Origin of the sequence: Citrobacter sp. Awk 4 (assembly GCF_028069725.1) — a bacterium.
In the GTDB taxonomy this organism is placed as follows: domain Bacteria; phylum Pseudomonadota; class Gammaproteobacteria; order Enterobacterales; family Enterobacteriaceae; genus Citrobacter_D.
Genome location: NZ_JANEWG010000029.1, coordinates 41,713 through 61,112, shown reverse-complemented (window position 1 = coordinate 61,112; position 19,400 = coordinate 41,713). Strand labels below are relative to the sequence as shown.

At 53.1% G+C, this 19,400-nt stretch carries 15 protein-coding genes; 8 read left to right on the top strand and 7 right to left on the bottom strand.

Annotated features, from left to right (window positions below; translation table 11 throughout):
- Positions 1-343: 343 nt before the first annotated feature.
- From NNO04_RS13760 to NNO04_RS13750, 3 genes are all read right to left on the bottom strand, one after another.
- Positions 344-544 carry a YpfN family protein gene (locus NNO04_RS13760; RefSeq protein ID WP_271445142.1) on the bottom strand — a complete coding sequence of 67 codons (201 nt, stop codon included), beginning with the start codon at positions 542-544 and terminating at the stop codon, positions 344-346.
- Positions 545-571: 27 nt separating this feature from the next.
- Positions 572-1,699, bottom strand: coding sequence for a succinyl-diaminopimelate desuccinylase (gene dapE, locus NNO04_RS13755; RefSeq protein ID WP_271445141.1), 1,128 nt, complete (start codon positions 1,697-1,699; stop codon positions 572-574).
- Between the two features lie 108 nt (positions 1,700-1,807).
- Positions 1,808-2,182: an ArsC family reductase gene (locus tag NNO04_RS13750; RefSeq protein WP_271445140.1), complete on the bottom strand. Its 375-nt coding sequence runs from the start codon at positions 2,180-2,182 to the stop codon at positions 1,808-1,810.
- Positions 2,183-2,595: 413 nt separating this feature from the next.
- Here NNO04_RS13750 and ypfM point away from each other — a divergent pair, with 413 nt between their 5' ends.
- Positions 2,596-2,655, top strand: a complete 60-nt coding sequence (ypfM, locus tag NNO04_RS13745; protein WP_001386977.1) for a protein YpfM — start codon at positions 2,596-2,598, stop codon at positions 2,653-2,655.
- Between the two features lie 94 nt (positions 2,656-2,749).
- On the opposite strand, the gene acrD is transcribed toward ypfM, so the two are convergent.
- The gene (gene acrD / locus NNO04_RS13740) at positions 2,750-5,863 is read right to left on the bottom strand and encodes a multidrug efflux RND transporter permease AcrD (RefSeq protein WP_271445139.1); all 3,114 of its coding nucleotides are present in this window, start codon (positions 5,861-5,863) and stop codon (positions 2,750-2,752) included.
- Positions 5,864-6,046: 183 nt separating this feature from the next.
- Positions 6,047-7,747, bottom strand: coding sequence for a nitrate/nitrite two-component system sensor histidine kinase NarQ (gene narQ, locus NNO04_RS13735; RefSeq protein WP_271445138.1), 1,701 nt, complete (start codon positions 7,745-7,747; stop codon positions 6,047-6,049).
- A gap of 236 nt (positions 7,748-7,983) precedes the next feature.
- On the opposite strand from narQ, the gene aegA reads away from it, so the two are divergent.
- The 3 genes from aegA to NNO04_RS13720 all read left to right on the top strand — a co-directional run bounded on the left by aegA (position 7,984) and on the right by NNO04_RS13720 (position 11,774).
- A complete protein-coding gene (aegA, locus tag NNO04_RS13730; protein ID WP_271445137.1) occupies positions 7,984-9,963 on the top strand; it encodes a formate-dependent uric acid utilization protein AegA in 1,980 nt (659 codons plus the stop codon).
- A 67-nt stretch (positions 9,964-10,030) separates the two neighbouring features.
- Complete coding sequence (gene nudK, locus NNO04_RS13725; RefSeq protein ID WP_203360466.1) at positions 10,031-10,606, top strand: GDP-mannose pyrophosphatase NudK; 576 nt, start codon at positions 10,031-10,033, stop codon at positions 10,604-10,606.
- Between the two features lie 124 nt (positions 10,607-10,730).
- Positions 10,731-11,774 (top strand): DUF1176 domain-containing protein, encoded by a 1,044-nt coding sequence (locus tag NNO04_RS13720; RefSeq protein WP_271445136.1) that lies wholly within the window; start codon positions 10,731-10,733, stop codon positions 11,772-11,774.
- 433 nt (positions 11,775-12,207) lie between these two features.
- On the opposite strand, the gene tkt is transcribed toward NNO04_RS13720, so the two are convergent.
- Together tkt and tal are read right to left on the bottom strand one after the other, a co-directional pair.
- Entirely contained in the window at positions 12,208-14,202 is a 1,995-nt protein-coding gene (gene tkt, locus NNO04_RS13715) for a transketolase (RefSeq protein ID WP_271445135.1), read from the bottom strand.
- 20 nt (positions 14,203-14,222) lie between these two features.
- Positions 14,223-15,173 carry a transaldolase gene (gene tal / locus NNO04_RS13710; RefSeq protein ID WP_271445134.1) on the bottom strand — a complete coding sequence of 317 codons (951 nt, stop codon included), beginning with the start codon at positions 15,171-15,173 and terminating at the stop codon, positions 14,223-14,225.
- A gap of 272 nt (positions 15,174-15,445) precedes the next feature.
- Here tal and maeB point away from each other — a divergent pair, with 272 nt between their 5' ends.
- From maeB to eutQ, 4 genes are all read left to right on the top strand, one after another.
- Positions 15,446-17,725: an NADP-dependent oxaloacetate-decarboxylating malate dehydrogenase gene (gene maeB, locus NNO04_RS13705; protein ID WP_271445133.1), complete on the top strand. Its 2,280-nt coding sequence runs from the start codon at positions 15,446-15,448 to the stop codon at positions 17,723-17,725.
- Positions 17,726-17,885: 160 nt separating this feature from the next.
- Positions 17,886-18,221: an ethanolamine utilization microcompartment protein EutS gene (eutS, locus tag NNO04_RS13700; RefSeq protein WP_192613012.1), complete on the top strand. Its 336-nt coding sequence runs from the start codon at positions 17,886-17,888 to the stop codon at positions 18,219-18,221.
- Between the two features lie 12 nt (positions 18,222-18,233).
- Positions 18,234-18,713 (top strand): ethanolamine utilization acetate kinase EutP, encoded by a 480-nt coding sequence (gene eutP, locus NNO04_RS13695; protein WP_271445132.1) that lies wholly within the window; start codon positions 18,234-18,236, stop codon positions 18,711-18,713.
- Positions 18,691-19,392 (top strand): ethanolamine utilization acetate kinase EutQ, encoded by a 702-nt coding sequence (gene eutQ, locus NNO04_RS13690; protein ID WP_271445131.1) that lies wholly within the window; start codon positions 18,691-18,693, stop codon positions 19,390-19,392. Before eutP ends, eutQ begins: the two co-directional genes overlap by 23 nt.
- Positions 19,393-19,400 lie beyond the last annotated feature (8 nt).

The following is a 19,400-nucleotide window of genomic DNA, read 5'->3' as shown; positions in this document are numbered from 1 at the left end:
ATTAGTATCAGATATATGATATATTTGTCTGTCTCAGCCTCAGTTATTCTGGCTGAAATTAATTTTTAGTTGAGATTATGCTTATTTTCCTCGCAATTTATAATTCGTAACGATCGATTATATTTGTTGGTTTTATAATCTTATTGAGCGAAAATCATCCTGCTTTCTGTCTGTGAACTTCTGACATACCGACCACAGGAAATACCACAATCATATTTTATGTGTGTATATGAGATATTTTACTGATTATCCATTGTGTTGCTGGTATGACGTACCAGTGACCTGCGCGGGGAGTAAAGCGTTGATGTAGAAATAACAGCGCCTTATAGCGCTGTTATGGGGGTTACTTCTTCGGTTGATCTTTCTTCGGCCAATCGTCGTCATCGTCCCACTTGTCGTTGAAGTCACGATGTGGGGGAAGCTCCGGCTTATTGGCGAGGAATTTTTTATGGTCGACGCGCTTGAGATCTTTGATCACGTTCAATAGTACGCCTACCAGAAAAACCAGTACCAGAATCCACCAATATTTTTCCAGCCAGTCCATGCTTATTTCCTCTTACGGGAACACTCATCAGGCGACGAGTTGCTCCATGATACGTTGATACATACGGGCAAGTAGTTGCAAATCGGCCGCATTCACACATTCATTAATTTTATGAATGGTGGCGTTGACCGGCCCCAGTTCCACCACTTGCGCTCCCATGCGTGCAATAAACCGCCCGTCGGATGTGCCACCTGTCGTGAGCAGTTGGGGTTTGATCTCATTATAGTGCTCAATGGCATTCACTACCGCATCCACCAGTTTGCCGCGTGCCGTCAGGAAAGGCTGACCGGAAAGCCACCAATCGACGGTGTAGCGCAACTGATGTTTGTCGAGCAGTGCCAGCACGCGGGACTTGATCATCTCGTCGTTCAGTTCCGTGCTAAAACGGAAATTGAACTGAACAAACAGTTCGCCCGGGATCACGTTATTACTGCCGGTGCCCGCCTGGATGTTGGCTATCTGCATGCTGGTGGCAGGGAAGAATTCATTACCCTGATCCCACTCAATCCCCACCAGTTCATTCAGCATGGGCGCTGCGCGGTGAACGGGGTTATCCGCCAGATGCGGGTAAGCCACGTGGCCCTGGACGCCGTGGATCGTGAGATTACAGGTCAGTGAACCACGACGACCATTTTTCACCACGTCACCGACGATTTCAGTACTGGAGGGTTCGCCCACCAGACAATAATCGAGTCTTTCGCGGCGCGCCATCAGCGCTTCAACCACTTTAACGGTGCCGTTTTGCGCGCTGGCTTCTTCATCGGAGGTTATCAGAAACGCCAGACGTCCGCGATGATTGGGGTGCTGAGCTACGAAGCGCTCTGCCGCCACAACCATGGCTGCCAGTGAACCTTTCATGTCTGCCGCGCCGCGTCCGAACAGCATACCGTCACGGATCGTTGGCTCGAAAGGCGGGTTAATCCACCGATCGACATCTCCGACCGGTACCACGTCGGTGTGGCCGGCAAAGGCCAGGGTTTCACCTTGCCCGCGCCATGCCCAGAAATTCTGTGTGTCACCAAAATCCATACGCTCGACGGTAAAACCGATAGCGCGCAGGCGTTCAATCATTAACGCCTGACATCCCGCATCATCCGGGCTCAGGGAAGGGCGGCGAATAAGCTGCTGTGTCAGCTCAATAACCGGGCACGACATAGACTACACCTCATTAAAAAACGGCTGATACTCGTCGCCTTTCAAGTTGCATGCGCTGCGACGGCGTTCACTCACTCCAGTTACTGACTTGAGTCAGCTTCCGGGTATTCATTCGCTTGTCGCTTTCCCGCAACTCGAAAACCATTGAGTATAACTGGATTCGCTAAAGCCAAGCAGCATAGGCTTACCGGGCGTCCAGAGCAATGGTCGTTTTATAATTGCTGGCGTTTCTGTCATCAATGCTGCGGCGGCGCTGGCATCGGTAATGCTGTTGCGCGTCGCTTCATCAAGTTTGCGCCAGGTGGTGCCGCGCGTATTCAGCAATGCTTCCCAACCTAATTCAGCAATAAAGGTATTCAATAATTCACTCTCTAAACCGTCTGCACGGTAATCGTGGAAACGGTAGTCAATGCCATGCGCCTCCAGCCAGCGCCGTGCTTTTTTGATGGTGTCACAGTTTTTGATGCCGAAGACGGTAACCATTTTTGAATCCTTTTACGCGAATTTCGAATAATTAAGCAATATTGTCGCAGTGCATGACCACACGGAATAGTCATCATCGCTGTTATTTATCAGGTAATGCTGAACGTAAAATATAACACTATTGAGTTTATTGTGAATAATAATACATGAATGTTATTTAATATTTTGCAGGGGTGATAATTAAGATTGTCATTTGTTGCAATTGACTGTTTTTACATCAAAATCGAGAAAGTCGTAGAAGATGTATGATTGTTGCGAAATATTGCACTTGGTCACATAAAGTTTATGGTTATGGAACCATAGTGATGATACAGCTTCATTTTTCGGATAATGTTATCGCACCAATCGGTTAAATTGTCTTCACCTGAAGATAATGTTTCCGTAGAATACCCATAATAATAAGAGAGGTTGTTATGATTGAACGTGAACTGGGGAACTGGAAAGACTTTATCGAAGTGATGCTTCGTAAATAGTTTTCAGGAAGAAATAAGCAGTGAAATAATCACAATGTGAAGGTTTCACACAGAAAAGGCGACCCGTTGGCAGGTCGCCTTTTTTATGGCGGGATTATTCTGGTCGTGGTTTTAGCGGAAAACGCCGACGCACCAGAACAAAGAACAACGGTACGAAGTAGATAGCCAGAATCGTGGCAGAGATCATGCCGCCCATCACACCGGTTCCCACCGCGTGCTGACCGCCGGAACCTGCGCCATTGCTAATCGCCATCGGCAACACCCCGAAGATAAACGCCAGCGAGGTCATCAGAATCGGTCGTAAGCGCTGGCGACAGGCATGCAGTGTGGCCTCCAGCAGATCGTGTCCTTTCTCATTCATCTCGTTAGCGAACTCGACAATCAGAATGGCGTTTTTCGCCGAGAGACCAATGACCGTGAGTAACCCCACCTGGAAATAGACGTCGTTTTCCAGACCGCGCATCCACGTAGCGAGCAGGGCGCCGATAACCCCCAGCGGTACCACAAGCATCACCGAGAACGGCACCGACCAGCTTTCATATAGCGCCGCCAGACACAGGAATACCACCAATAACGAGATGGCGTACAGCGCTGGCGCTTGTGCGCCAGAGAGGCGTTCCTGGTATGACATTGCGGTCCATTCCAGACCAAAGCCTGTTGGCAGTTGGTGTACCAGCGACTCCATAATATCCATCGCGGTGCCGGTGCTGACGCCAGGGGCGGCTTCCCCCACAATCTCTACCGCAGAGTAACCGTTGTAGCGCTCCAGACGCGGTGAACCCGTCTCCCAGCGTGAGGTTGCAAAAGCGGAGAAAGGCACCATTCCGCCCTCTTTATTGCGCACGTACCAGAGATTGATATCGCCAGGCAGCATGCGGTATTTTGCCGCCGCCTGTACATACACTTTCTTCACACGCCCCCGGTCCATAAAGTCGTTGACGTAGCTCGACCCCCAGGCCGTTTGCAACGTATCGTTGATATCGTCGATAGAGACGCCAAGCGCCTGCGCTTTGCGTTGGTCAATATCAATTTGCAACTGCGGGCTGTCGTCCAGGCCATTGTGGCGGACACGGGTCAACAGAGGGTCTTTCCCGGCGAGTTCAATCAGTTGGTCGCGGGCGGCCATTAATGCGTCATGCCCGGCACCGGCGTGATCCTGAAGTTCCATATCAAATCCAGCGGAACTGCCAAGGCCGCTGATCGCAGGGGGACTACTGGCGAATACCCGGGCTTCTTTAATCTTGCTAAAGGCTTTTGTTGAACGCTCAATAATGGCAAACGACGTTCCGGTCGTGGTGTCTCGTTCGTCCCAGTCTTTTAAACGGACAAACATGCGAGCCACGTTCTGCCCGTTTCCGCCCGGTCCTGAGCCGACCGTTGAGAAGACGGACATGATGTTGTCTTTCTCATGGGTAAAGAAATATTTCTCGACTTCCTCCACCACTTTCAGGGTCTGCTGCTGCGTTGATCCGCTAGGTAACTGGACGGAGGTCGTGAACATGCCGCGATCTTCCAGCGGCAAAAATGAGGTTGGCAGGCGCAAAAACAGGAACACCATGCCGCCAAGCAGCAGCACGTAGATCACTATCCAGCGCAGGCTGCGATGCAGAATTCTCGCGACCCCTTTTTCGTAACGTTCAGTATTGCGGTTAAAGCTACGGTTAAACCAGCCGAAGAATCCTTTTTGCCCGTGGTGTTCGCCTTTATGCAGGGGTTTTAACAATGTGGCGCACAGGGCAGGAGTCAGGATCATCGCCACCAGCACGGAGAGCACCATCGCGGCAACAATGGTGATAGAGAACTGTCGATAAATCGCCCCGGTGGTCCCGCCGAAGAAAGCCATCGGTACAAATACAGCGGAAAGCACCATCGCGATACCGACCAGCGCCCCCTGAATTTGCCCCATCGATTTGCGTGTGGCTTCGCGCGGCGAGAGCCCTTCCTCGCTCATTATTCGCTCAACGTTCTCCACGACCACGATGGCGTCATCAACCAACAGGCCAATCGCCAGCACCATCGCGAACATCGTCAACGTATTGATACTGTAACCAAACGCGTAGAGCACCGAGAAGGTACCCATCAAAACCACGGGTACCGCAATGGTTGGGATAAGCGTAGCGCGGAAGTTTTGCAGGAACAGGTACATGACGAGGAATACCAGCAAGATGGCTTCCAGCAGCGTTTTTACCACGTCTTCAATAGATGCTTTAACGAAGGAAGTGGTTTCATATGCCACTTTGTATTCCAGCCCATGCGGGAAGTACTGCGCCAGCTCATCCAGACGGTTAAGAACCAGACTGGCGGTGGCCATTTCATTGGCGCCAGAGGCCAGTTTTACCCCGAGACCAGAGGCCGGATTACCGTTAAAGCGGCTGATATAATCGTATTTTTCCGCCCCCATTTCGACGGTGGCGACATCCGCCAGTTTAACCTCGGAACCGTCCTGATTGACGCGCAGCGTAATAGCGCGGAATTGATCCGGCGTTTGCAGCAGCGATTGCGCATTAATGGTGGCGTTCAGCGCTTGTTTGTCCACCGAAGGTGTACCGCCAAGTTGCCCGACGGCGATCTGCGCATTCTGTGACTCAATGGCGTCAGTCACGTCTTTAGCGGTCATCTGAACGCTATTCAGTTTGGCGGGGTCCAGCCAAATTCGCATTGAATACTGCGAACCGTAAGCATCAATGTCGCCCACGCCGTTTACGCGGCTCAACGGGTCCTGAATATTACTGGCGACATAGTCGGCGATATCCTGCTTATCCATCGATCCATCGGTAGACACAAAGGCGATGGTCAGGATGTTGGTATCCCCGGTTTTTCGCACGGTAACGCCTTGATCCTGTACCGCCTGCGGCAATTTACGCATCGCCGATTGCAGCTGGTTTTGGACTTGCTGAACTGCTTCATCCGGGTCGGTCCCGGCGATAAAGCTGAGCGTGATCGATGCTTGTCCTGTTCCGCTGCTCTGCGATGACATGTACATCAGATTATCGAGACCTGTCATATTTTGTTCGATAACCTGAGTGACAGTATTTTCCAGCGTTTGTGCGGAAGCGCCCGGATAGTTTGCGTTGATTCGCACGTTCGGAGGTGCCAGATCGGGGTATTGTTCAACGGGCAAAGATAAGATGGCCAGGGTTCCTGTCAGGCACAACAGTATTGCCAGCACCCAGGCAAAAATGGGGCGATCGATGAAAAAATTCGCCATTAAAAGAGGACCTCGTGTTTCTACGTATCGTTATGAGTATGACCTGCACTACTGTAGCGGCAGGGCGTCAGGCAAACGTGGAGAAAAAAAGGAGATAATGTAAATTATCATACCTGGTTACAGCGTACGTTTTGTGCCTGACGCGTCTGGTCTGTGTTCAGATTTTCTGACGCTTTGCCATTTTTACGTCAGTTGACTCTCTTGTGTTTCTGATGACCGGAAACTGATACTCACCAGCGTACCGCCCCCGGAAGGTTGAGAAAAAAGCAAGGTACCGCTGAGCCTTTCAGCACGCTCACGCATAATATTCAGGCCATAGTGTCCCGGTGGTTCGTTCGGTTCACCGATCCCCACGCCATTATCCCGAATGTAGACAGTATGATTGCCGTCCGGCGCGGTGACGCAACTGACGGCAATCTCGGTGGCATCGGCATGTTTAATCGCGTTTAGGACCGCCTCCCGGATAATCTGCAACAAATGCACCTGCATTTGCGCATCCAGCGCCAGCGTGGGTAAGCGACAGTCCAGAGACAGTTTAGCGGAGGTTTGATTTTGCAGGGTATTGAGCATTTCGTGCAATGCCGAGGGTAAATCGGCCTGCTGCAACGTCAGGCGGAAGGTGGTGAGCAACTCACGCAATTGGCGCCAGGCATCATTCAACGCCACAGAAAAATCGGAGAGGATCGTTTGCGCTACCGCGTTCTCTTCCGCCACTGAGCGTTTTAACAAGGTGAGCTGAATGCGTAAATAGGAAAGCATCTGCGCCAGCGAGTCGTGCAGTTCGCGGGCGATGGTCGCGCGCTCCTCCATCAACAACAACTGCTGAAAGTGTTTCTGCGCCTGGTTAAAGTACAACCCGCGCCCCAGCATACTTGAAACGCTGTTCAGCAGCGGTGCGGAGGCATTGACGTTGGGGCTTTGCCAGTGCAACTCACCGTAGACTGTCTCCTGCATGGTGACAGGCAGGATTTGCAGCGGGAGATCGGCGCTTAGCGTCCCTTCGCTGATGCGCCAGTTGTCGCCGACGGTCAACTCCAGATAGTACGCGGCGTCATTTTCCCGCACGATCTTCAGAATATGGCGAAAACAGTGCACGTCGATCTGACTGGTGTTCAGCGCCTGAGAACACTGATAAAGCACTTCAAGTTGACGGTTGGCCTCATGCAGATCGTGGGTTTTCTCTTCGACAGAGGCCTCGAGCGAACGATAAAGCTTATACAGTTCTCCCGACATCTGGTTAAAGGTTTTTGCGAGCAATCCCAGTTCGTTAGGTAAACCGGTATCCAGCGGCGGAGCATCAAACTGCCCGCGCTCAATACGCTGGCTCGCCATCACCAGATGATTGAGCGGTCGCACAACTTGTTGGCGGATCCGCCGTAGCGTAAAAAAGACCAACGTAAAAATCCCAAGCCCGCCTGCCAGCGAGATAGCGACGACCAGCATCATTTTTCTCTCGGCATAGCGCTGGAGTTCCAGCACGTACAGATCAATTTGATCGACATAGGCGTTGATGTTTTTTTGATACCACGCCAAATCGCCGTCAACCAGCCGTGCGTCCATTTCCAGCCAGTTTGCATGCAGCCGCCCGTAGCCGCTTTTTACTGCGTCCGGAACGTACCAGGTATTCAGGTTTTTCAGCACCGGCGAGTTCAGGGTCTGCTGGAACAACTGGCGGTGCGCATTCAACTGGGAGCTGCGGCTTTGCAGGTCGTAGCCCAGCCGGTAGCTTTGCATTCGCAGTGAGCCAGAAATATTAATGGCTTCCGCATCCTGCAAACTGCTGGCAAGCGTCAGCAATGCGACACCAGTAGAAAGTATCGACAGCAAAACAATGTAAAAAAAAGCCCGGGCCAGGCTGGCCGAGACTGGGCGTTTGACCGTCACACGCGTAATCCTCTGTACAAAGGCAATGGGTAAAGCGCAGGTGGTGAAATGATAGAGAATGTCCTGGATTAACTAAAACGCAATTTCACCTGCCATGAAATAAATTGATCTGCCACAGGTTCTGCATAAATAGTTGTGCATCCTGGGCAAATGGACATTGCCGACCTTTGCTGGGTCGGTTAATAACATTGTTCCTATAAAGAATAAGGTTTTTACAACCAAAACAGAAGGTCGCCATGAATCGTTTTATTATGGCTAACAGCCAGCAGTGCCTGGGTTGTCATGCCTGTGAGGTCGCCTGCGTGATGGCCCACAATGCAGAGCAACATGTACTGAGCCAACAACATTATCAACCCAGGATTACGGTTATTAAACATCAGCATCAGCGCAGCGCGGTGACCTGCCACCACTGCGAAGATGCACCCTGCGCCCGAAGCTGTCCAAACGGCGCGATAAGCCACGTCAACAGCAGCGTACAGGTGAACCAGCAGAAATGCATCGGCTGCAAATCCTGCGTGGTCGCCTGTCCGTTCGGCACCATGCAAATTGTGCTGACGCCGGTCGCCCGTGATCAGGTCAAAGCCACGGCGCACAAATGCGATTTGTGTCAGGATCGTGAAGGCGGCCCGGCCTGCGTAGAAAACTGCCCGGCCAATGCGTTGCAGCTGGTAACGGAGTCGTCTCTCGCCAGCTTGTCAAAAGCGCGCCGTTTGCGTACGGCGCGTCAGGAAAGTCAACCCTGGCATACTGATGCCACCGGGATGACGCCTTACGTGATGAGCAAAGTGGAAAAAATGCAGGCGACGCCGCCGCGCGGCGAGCCGGACAAGTTGGCGATTGAGGCGCGAAAAACCACCTTTGAAGAGATTTATCTGCCGTTTCGTACGGTGCAGGCCGAGCGTGAGGCGTCGCGCTGTTTGAAGTGCGGCGAACACAGTGTCTGTGAGTGGACCTGCCCACTGCACAACCATATTCCGCAATGGATTGAACTCGTCAAAGCCGGAAACATCGACGCGGCGGTGGAGCTCTCTCACCAGACTAACTGTCTGCCGGAAATTACCGGGCGCGTTTGCCCCCAGGACAGATTGTGTGAAGGGGCGTGTACCGTTCGTGACGAGCACGGAGCGGTCACGATCGGCAACATTGAGCGTTACATTTCTGACCGGGCGTTAAGCAAAGGTTGGCACCCCGACCTGAGTGATGTCCAGAAGGTCGACAAACGTGTCGCCATCATCGGCGCGGGGCCGGCAGGCCTGGCCTGTGCCGATGTGCTGGCGCGTCATGGCGTGAGCGCGACGGTGTTTGATCGCCATCCGGAGATCGGCGGCTTACTGACATTTGGCATTCCGGCTTTCAAGCTGGATAAATCGCTGCTGGCGCGCCGTCGGGAAATCTTCAGCGCAATGGGGATCCATTTTGAGCTGAATTGTGAAGTGGGCAAAGAGGTGACTCTTGAAGCGCTGCTGAACGATTTCGATGCCGTATTTGTGGGGGTGGGAACCTACCGCTCCATGAAAGCCGATCTGCCGAACGAAGATGCACCGGGGGTATACGACGCGCTGCCGTTCCTGATCGCCAATACGAAAAACGTGATGGGAATTGATGAGTCGCCGGATGAACCCTTTATTGATACCGCAGGGCTGAATGTCGTGGTGTTGGGCGGCGGCGACACGGCAATGGATTGTGTGCGTACAGCGTTGCGCCACGGAGCAAGCCAGGTCACCTGTGCTTATCGCCGTGATGAAGCCAACATGCCGGGCTCAAAGAAAGAGGTGAAAAACGCCAGGGAAGAAGGGGCACACTTCGAGTTCAACGTGCAACCGGTTGATCTGGTGCTCAACGCTGAAGGACGCGTGAGCGGCGTACGCTTCCTGCGTACTCAACTGGGCGAACCCGATGCGCAAGGACGACGCCGTCCGGTGCCTGTCGCAGGCAGCGAGTTTGTTATGCCGGCGGACGCGGTCATTATGGCGTTTGGTTTTCATCCTCACGGTATGCCGTGGCTGGAAGCGCACGGGGTGAAAATTGACGACTGGGGGCGGATTGCGGCTAACGTTGAAAGCACTTTCCGTTATCAGACGACCAATCCGAAAATCTTCGCTGGAGGCGATGCGGTACGCGGCGCCGATCTGGTGGTCACGGCAATGGCGGAAGGGCGGCATGCCGCGCAGGGGATGATTGACTGGTTGGGGATAAAATCAGTCAAATCTCACTAGGTAGGGCTGACGACAAATCCGGTTTCACGGCGTAGTATGGTGATTCACTTCTCGCTGTGGAGCCGGTATGTCGCAAAAAATTACCCTCATCAAAGATAAAGTCCTCTCTGATAACTACTTCATCCTGCGCAATATCACCTACGATCTGACTCGCCAAAATGGTGACGTCATCCGCCACAAACGTGAGGTGTACGATCGTGGAAACGGCGCGACGATTCTGCTGTACAACGCAGAGAAAAAAACGGTTGTTCTGATCCGCCAGTTTCGTGTTGCCACCTGGGTAAATGGCAATGAGACGGGGCAATTGATTGAAACCTGTGCCGGTTTGCTGGATAACGACGAACCAGAAACCTGCATCCGTAAAGAAGCAATCGAAGAAACCGGGTATGAAGTGGGGGAAGTGAGGAAGCTGTTTGAACTGTATATGTCGCCGGGTGGGGTAACGGAGCTTATTCACTTCTTTATTGCTGAATACAGCGATAGCCAGCGCGCCAATGCCGGTGGGGGCGTAGAAGATGAAGATATCGACGTACTGGAGTTGCCCTTTACCCAGGCGCTGGAAATGATCAAATCTGGCGAAATACGGGACGGTAAGACTGTGTTATTACTCAATTATTTGCAGTCTTCACATCTAATGGACTGATTAATAAATGTTATAATTATTTACATTTCTTAACGTAATCCGATAAATCTGATTGAGCCAGATAGGGACCCCAACGAAGATACTCACTGTGTAAGCTGTTTGACTTCTGGGGTTCGTATCGTCCATGCGCTATCGCGTTATTATCATTTTCCTGCTCAGCGTCATCGCGGCCCGACTTACGTGGGCGGCGCCAGCGCAACAGACGTTTTCCGACTGGCAGGTGACCTGTAATAATCAAAATTTCTGCGTGGCGCGAAACAGCGGTGAACATCATGGCCTGGTCATGACGCTGAGTCGCAGTGCCGGAGCACGCACGGATGCCGTATTACGCATCGATCTGGGCGGATTGACGCCCCCCGACACAACAGAAGCGGATATTGCGCCGCGTTTATTGCTGGAAGGAAAGCCGCTGGCGCTGGACGCTCAGTACTGGCAGATCTCGCCGTGGCATCTGATGACGGGCGATGCGGCGACCATCACGTCATTTTTGCAGATCATTCAGGAATCCAGGGCGATTACCCTGAGCGGAGGGCCGCAGATCCTTTCTCTTGAGGGACTAAAGGCGGCCTTACTGTTTATCGATTCTCAGCAAAAACGGGTTGGCAGTGAAACGGCATGGATTGAAAAAGGCGACGATCCGCCGCTCAGCGTGCCACCTGCGCCTGCGCTAAAAGGGGTGGCTATGATTAACCCAACGCCGACCCCCCTGTCTGATGAAGAACGCAACGATCTGCTGGAGTACGCTAACTGGCGAATGAATGGTTTTCGCTGTTCGCTGGACCCGATGCGTCGCGAGGTGCGGGTCACCGCTCTGACCGATGACAAAACGCTGATGATGATAGGCTGTGAGGCCGGCGCTTATAACACCATTGATCTGGCGTGGATTGTTTCACGCAAAAAACCGCTGACCTCCCGAGCGCTGCGTCTACGCCTGCCGTTTAATTCCGCTGCGGAAAGTAACGATATGGAGCTGATGAACGCCACCTTTGATGAAAAATCGCGTGAGCTGGTGACGCTGGCAAAAGGGCGGGGGTTAACCGATTGTGGCATTCAGACACGCTGGCGTTTTGACGGCCAGCGTTTTCGTCTGGTGCGCTACGCCCAGGAGCCAAGTTGCGACAACTGGCATGGGCCAGACGCGTGGCCCACACTGTGGATCACGCGTTGACCGTGACGGTAAAAATCCATGAGGTCACGCGTCACCCGCATCCCTGCGGACCCTTCCCACACCTGACCACCTGAGTTGTTGTTTAAACAGCTAAACGGAAATCACTGAAAGTCAGAATGCTGAAGCGATACCACGGTCCGGCTGAAAATCGATGAGACGTTGACGGCTGACCGGGTCCGCCCGCAGGGACGCGGGCGGAGGGGACGGCCTGCCGGGACGCAGGCTCGACCCCGACCCGAAAGGCAGACGGCAAAAGGCGAATGTATCGCGAAGCGACGATTTTCCCGCCGGGAGCCAGGGTTGCAAGGGAGGCGGCGGTGAGCCTCCCTTGCACGTTCACAGGTAGGGTGATTGCAGAGAAGCAGTGGACATAAGGTGAACGTCACCCTTCGCCAGAGTGACAGACTTTCCCAAATGTCTTAACTAATCATGTTTACCGGCTCAACACCTGATGCGCCTTCGCGACGATGTTCTCGACTGTAAAACCGAATAACGGAAATAATTTCTCTGCCGGGGCAGATTCTCCGTAACCGGTCATCCCGACGATAGCCCCTTTCAGCCCGACATATTTGTACCAGTAGTCGGCGATACCCGCCTCGATAGCCACCCGGGCGCTAACTTTTGAGGGCAAAACCGATTCCCGGTACGCTTCATCCTGCGCGTCGAAAATATCCGTTGAAGGGAGGGAAACAACGCGTACGTTGCGGCCTTCTCCCGTCAATTTTTCTGCGGCCTGTAGCGTTATCTCCATTTCGGAGCCGGTCGCAATCAGGATAACATCCGGTTTTCCTCCGCTGTCCTTCAGCACATATCCGCCGCGAGAGATATCTTTGACCTGTTCGGGGGTGCGCTCAATCTGAGCCAGATTCTGGCGAGAGAGGATCAGCGCCGTCGGGCCGTTACGGCGTTCAACGGCCAGCTTCCAGCCGACTGCCGCTTCGACCTGATCGCACGGTCGCCAGGTGCTGAAGTTTGGCGTCAGTCGCAGGCTTGCTAACTGCTCAACCGCCTGGTGCGTCGGACCGTCTTCACCCAGACCGATAGAGTCATGGGTATAGACCATGATTTGCCGGGCTTGCATTAGCGCCGCCATTCGGGCTGCGTTGCGGGCGTATTCCACAAACATCAGGAAGGTGGCGGTATAGGGTAAAAATCCGCCGTGATGGGCGATGCCATTGGCAATGGCGGTCATGCCGAATTCCCGTACGCCGTAGTGAATATAATTTCCTGCCAGATCTTCTGTCAGTGAGGTGGAGCCTTTCCAGATGGTCAGGTTGCTGGGGGCGAGATCGGCCGAGCCGCCGAGCAGTTCCGGCAACAGTGGACCATAGACATTCAATGTGTTCTGTGACGCTTTACGGGTGGCGATTTTGGCCGGATTAGCCTGGAGTTCGGCGATATATTTCTGGGTAGTCTTTTCCCAGGATTTGGGCAGGTCGCCGTTCATCCGACGGGTAAACTCTGCCGCCAAATCGGGGTGCGCTTTTGCATAGGCGGCGAACTTCGCTTTCCACGCTTGCTGCATTTTTTCGCCTTTTTCATGGGCATCCCAGGCATGATAAATCTCTTTAGGGATCTCAAAGGCCGGGTGATGCCAGCCCAGTTTCTGGCGAGACAATGCCACTTCTTCCTGACCAAGCGGCGCGCCGTGTGCCTCTTCCTTGCCAGCTTTGTTCGGCGAGCCAAAGCCAATCACTGTCCGGCAAAGAATCAGCGACGGTTTATCTTTCACGCTCTGCGCTTGCAAAATCGCTTTTTTCACCGCTTCCGGGTCATGACCGTCGATCTCCTCCACCACATGCCAGTGGTACGCCTCGAAGCGTTTTGCCGTGTCATCGGTAAACCACCCTTTGGTTTCGCCATCAATGGAGATGCCATTGTGATCGTAAAAACCGATCAACTTACCGAGTCCCAACGTGCCCGCCAGCGAGCACGCCTCGTGGGAAATCCCTTCCATCAGGCAGCCGTCGCCCATAAACACATAGGTGAAGTGATCGACAATCTCATTACCGGGCTGATTAAACTGCGCCGCCAGCGTACGTTCAGCGATCGCCATACCGACGGCATTGGCTAAGCCCTGACCCAGCGGACCCGTCGTGGTTTCTACACCCGGCGTATAGCCGATCTCCGGATGCCCCGGTGTTTTTGAGTGTAACTGACGGAAATTCTTTAACTCTTCTAACGGTAAGTCGTACCCGGAAAGATGCAGGAGGCTGTACAGCAGCATGGACGCGTGACCGTTGGACAAAATAAAGCGGTCGCGATCGTGCCAGCCGGGGTCAGCGGGATTGTGGCGGAGAAAATCATTCCACAGCACTTCGGCAATATCGGCCATCCCCATTGGCGCACCGGGATGTCCGGAATTGGCTTTTTGCACGGCATCCATACTCAGCGCACGAACAGCATTAGCAAGATCTTTACGGGTCATAAATCACTCCGTGGCAAGGTTTACAGTTTGGCAGCAAGCAGGTCTTCCAGTTTGCGTTGGTCAACGGCGAACAAACGAATACCGTCCGATAATTTTTCTACTGCCATCGCGTCCTGATTGTGTTCCCAGCGGAATTCCGCTTCCGTCATTGGCACTGGGCGAGGAAGGGCTTGTGACGCAGGCACCAGTTTGCGAACAACCGGCTCCTCCTTATCTTGCAGCTCTTTTAGCAGGTTAGGGGCGATAGTCAGACGATCGCAGCCGGTCAGCGCCAGAATTTGTTCGGTGCGACGGAAGCTGGCGCCCATGACGATGGTTTCATAGCGATGCTGCTTAAAGTAGTCGTAGATGTTACGTACGGATTTCACGCCCGGATCTTCATCGACTACGTAGGGATCCATCGGGCTGCGCGCCTGATACCAGTCGTAAATACGACCGACAAACGGCGAGATCAGAAATACGCCCGCTTCGGCGCAGGCGCGCGCCTGAGCAAACGAAAACAGCAGCGTCAGGTTGCAGTTGATCCCCTCTTTTTCAAGTTGCTCTGCCGCGCGAATACCTTCCCAGGTTGAGGCCAGTTTGATAAGTATCCGGGATTTTTCGACACCTTGTTGTTGGTAGAGGTCTACCAGATGGCGCGCTTTCTGCATGCTCTTTTCTTTATCGAAAGAGAGACGCGCATCCACTTCGGTCGACACGCGACCGGGGATGCTATTGAGAATTTCCGCACCGAAATTGACTGCCAGTTTGTCGCAGGCTTCAGACACCTGTTCACGCTGGGTTTTCCCGTGGTGTTTGCCCCAGACAACCGCGTCGTCAACCAGATGACCGTACTGGGCTAGCCCGGCGGCCTTCAGCAACAGCGAAGGGTTGGTGGTGGCATCCTGGGGGTGATAATGGCGAATTGACTCAATATCACCACTGTCGGCAACGACGGTGGTGAATTGTTTGATGCCGTCTAACTGGTTCATAGGAAATACTCCTTGAAAAGTAAAGTGTTAGCTGAGTGCTTTGATTCACACTTCTGAGAAATTCATGGGGTATACCACAAAAAAGCATAGCAGACGGGCATGGTATTGCTGGTTTAAGCAGGTAACATGACAGTTATAAATTGATAACAAATTCTTTCTTTGAGTAGTGAGAGTTTGGTGACGTTCAAAGTTTGTGCCGCCCAGTGAGGCGATAATGTGCGGCTCAGTTGAACCGCGCCACTTTTTTGATCGATACGTGAAAGGAACAACAAATGGATGACCAGTTAAAACAAAGCGCTCTTGATTTCCACGAATTTCCTGTGCCGGGTAAAATCCAGGTTTCCCCGACCAAACCCCTCGCCACCCAGCGCGATCTTGCACTGGCCTACTCGCCAGGCGTGGCGGCTCCCTGTCTTGAAATTGAAAAAGATCCGCTGGCGGCCTACAAATACACCGCGCGTGGCAATCTGGTCGCGGTGATCTCCAATGGTACAGCGGTGCTGGGCCTGGGCAATATCGGTGCCCTGGCAGGTAAACCGGTCATGGAAGGCAAAGGCGTTCTGTTTAAGAAGTTTGCCGGCATTGATGTCTTCGACATTGAAGTGGATGAACTCGATCCGGATAAATTTATTAATGTCGTTGCGGCGCTTGAACCGACGTTTGGCGGCATTAACCTTGAAGACATCAAAGCGCCCGAATGTTTCTACATTGAGCAAAAACTGCGCGAGCGCATGAATATTCCGGTATTCCATGATGATCAACACGGTACGGCGATCATCAGCACCGCCGCCATTCTCAATGGCCTGCGCGTGGTGGAGAAAAACATCTCTGACGTGCGCATGGTGGTTTCCGGCGCAGGGGCGGCGGCGATTGCCTGTATGAACCTGCTGGTGGCGCTCGGGATGCAGAAGCACAACATCGTGGTTTGCGACTCGAAAGGCGTTATCTACAAAGACCGCGAACCGAACATGGCGGAAACCAAAGCGGCTTACGCGGTGGAAGACGACGGCAAACGCACGCTGGATGATGTGATTGACGGCGCGGACATTTTCCTCGGCTGTTCAGGGCCAAAAGTCCTTACGCCTGAGATGGTGAAAAAAATGGCCCGCTCGCCGATGATTCTGGCGCTGGCTAACCCGGAACCTGAAATCCTGCCGCCGCTGGCGAAAGAGGTTCGTTCGGACGCGATTATCTGTACCGGTCGTTCTGACTATCCAAACCAGGTGAACAACGTTCTGTGCTTCCCGTTCATCTTCCGTGGCGCGCTGGATGTGGGCGCCACGGCGATTAACGAAGAGATGAAACTGGCGGCGGTGCATGCTATTGCTGAACTGGCGCATGCAGAACAAAGCGAAGTGGTGGCGTCCGCCTATGGCGATCAGGATCTGAGTTTCGGTCCGGACTACATTATTCCGAAACCGTTCGATCCGCGTCTGATCGTTAAGATCGCCCCTGCGGTGGCGAAAGCGGCGATGGATTCCGGCGTGGCGACGCGTCCGATTGCGGATTTTGATGCCTACATCGATAAACTGACCGAGTTTGTTTATAAAACCAACCTGTTCATGAAGCCTATCTTCTCTCTGGCCCGTAAAGCGCCAAAACGCGTGGTGCTGACGGAAGGGGAAGAGGCGCGAGTCCTGCATGCCACGCAAGAGTTGATCACCCTGGGGCTGGCAAAACCGATCCTGGTCGGCCGTCCGAGCGTGATCGAGATGCGCATTCAAAAACTGGGCTTGCAGATCAAAGCGGGCGTCGATTTTGAGATCGTCAACAATGAATCCGATCCGCGCTTTAAAGAGTACTGGAGCGAGTACTACCAGATCATGAAGCGCCGTGGCATCACCCAGGAGCAGGCGCAGCGTGCAGTGATCAGTAATACGACGGTGATTGGCGCAATCATGGTGCAGCGTGGTGAAGCGGATGCCATGATCTGCGGGACGATCGGCGATTATCACGAACACTTCAGCGTGGTGAAGGATATCTTCGGTTATCGCGAAGGCGTACATACGGCAGGCGCGATGAATGCTTTGCTGCTGCCAAGCGGTAACACCTTTATTGCGGACACCTACGTCAACGATGATCCAGGCCCGGAAGAGTTGGCTGAAATTGCGTTGATGGCGGCAGAAACCGTCCGTCGTTTTGGTATCGAACCGAAAGTGGCGCTGCTGTCACACTCCAACTTTGGTTCCTCTAACTGTCCATCCGCTGGCAAAATGCGCACAACGCTGGAACTGATCAAAGCGCGCGCGCCTGACCTGATGATCGACGGCGAAATGCACGGTGACGCCGCACTGGTGGAGAGTATCCGTAATGAGCGGATGCCGGACAGCCCGCTGAAAGGCTCTGCCAATATTCTGGTGATGCCAAATATGGAAGCGGCTCGCATTAGTTACAACTTACTACGCGTCTCCAGCTCTGAAGGCGTCACGGTAGGGCCTGTATTGATGGGCGTTTCAAAACCGGTTCACGTATTAACGCCGATCGCCTCTGTTCGCCGTATTGTGAATATGGTGGCGCTGGCCGTGGTGGAAGCGCAAACACAACCGCTGTAATTTCACTTTAATTAATTCAGGCGCGGGTTTCTCCCGCGCTTTTTTTATATCCCCATTCTTAGTGATCCATCTCACCTTTTAAACCAGCTTGCCGAATTTTGTTATTTACTCTGACGAAAAATTGCCACGATGAGGAAAGTTTCAGCACAGGCGGCGAGCAATGGATAAAGAACGCATCATTCAGGAATTTGTGCCGGGAAAACAGGTCACGCTGGCGCATCTCATTGCGCACCCCGGTGACGAACTGGCGAAAAAGATCGGCGTACCCGAAGCCGGAGCCATCGGCATTATGACACTGACACCAGGCGAAACCGCGATGATTGCGGGTGATTTAGCCATGAAAGCGGCTGATGTACATATCGGTTTTCTCGACAGATTCAGCGGTGCGCTGGTGATTTATGGGTCTGTCGGCGCAGTCGAAGAGGCGTTATTACAGACGGTCAGCGGCCTGGGACGCCTATTAAATTTCACGTTGTGCGATCTGACAAAAAGCTAATGAGAGGCGGTCATGAAACGAATTGCGTTTGTCGGCACCGTTGGCGCGGGGAAAACAACGCTTTTTAACGCATTACAGGGAAATTATTCCCTCGCCAGAAAAACGCAGGCCGTGGAATTTAATGAAAACGGCGATATCGATACCCCTGGGGAATATTTTAGCCATCCTCGCTGGTATCACGCCTTAATTACCACGTTGCAGGATGTCGATACGCTGATTTATGTCCATGCAGCAAATGACAAAGAAAGTCGCTTACCTGCCGGGCTGTTGGATATCGGTGCCAGTAAACGACACATCGCCGTGATCAGCAAAACAGACGTACCGGATGCCGACGTCGCCGCAACGCGACAATTACTGCGCGGATTAGGGTTCCAGGAACCCGTTTTCGAACTCAATACGCATGATCCGAACAGCGTGCAGCATCTGGTGGATTATCTGGCAGCACTTACCGAACAGGAGGAAGGGGCAGGTGAAAAAACTTATCACAGCTAATGACATTCGTGCGGCTCACGCACGTGGCGAACAGGCATTGTCGGTTGTTCTGCGCGCCAGCATCATCACCCCGGAGGCCCGCGAAGTTGCGGAGCTACTGGGCGTCACGATCACCGAATGCGACGAATTTACCCCGGTAGCCGCCGCGACATCCACTCCGGTGGATGACGGAAAAACGGACAGCCAGCGTATTCGTGAAACCATCATCGCCCAGTTGCCGGAAGGACAGTTCACCGAAAGCCTCGTTGCGCAGTTGATGGACAAAGTGATGAAGGAAAAACAGTCGCTGGAACAAGGCGGTATGCAGCCGAGTTTTACCTCGGTAACCGGTAAAGGCGGCGTGAAGGTGATTGACGGCAGCAGCGTGAAGTTTGGCCGCTTTGACGGCGCTGAACCCCACTGTGTCGGTTTAACGGATTTAGTGACGGACAAAGACGGTAGCAGCATGGCCGCTGGCTTTATGCAGTGGGAAAACGCCTTCTTCCCGTGGAGGCTGAATTACGACGAAATCGACATGATTCTGGAAGGGGAACTCCACGTTCGTCACCAGGGCGAAACCATGATTGCGAAAGCCGGGGATGTGATGTTCATTCCAAAAGGCTCCAGCATTGAATTTGGTACGCCATCGACTGTGAAATTTTTGTATGTAGCCTGGCCTGCGAACTGGCAGTCTTGCTAAGGCGGATG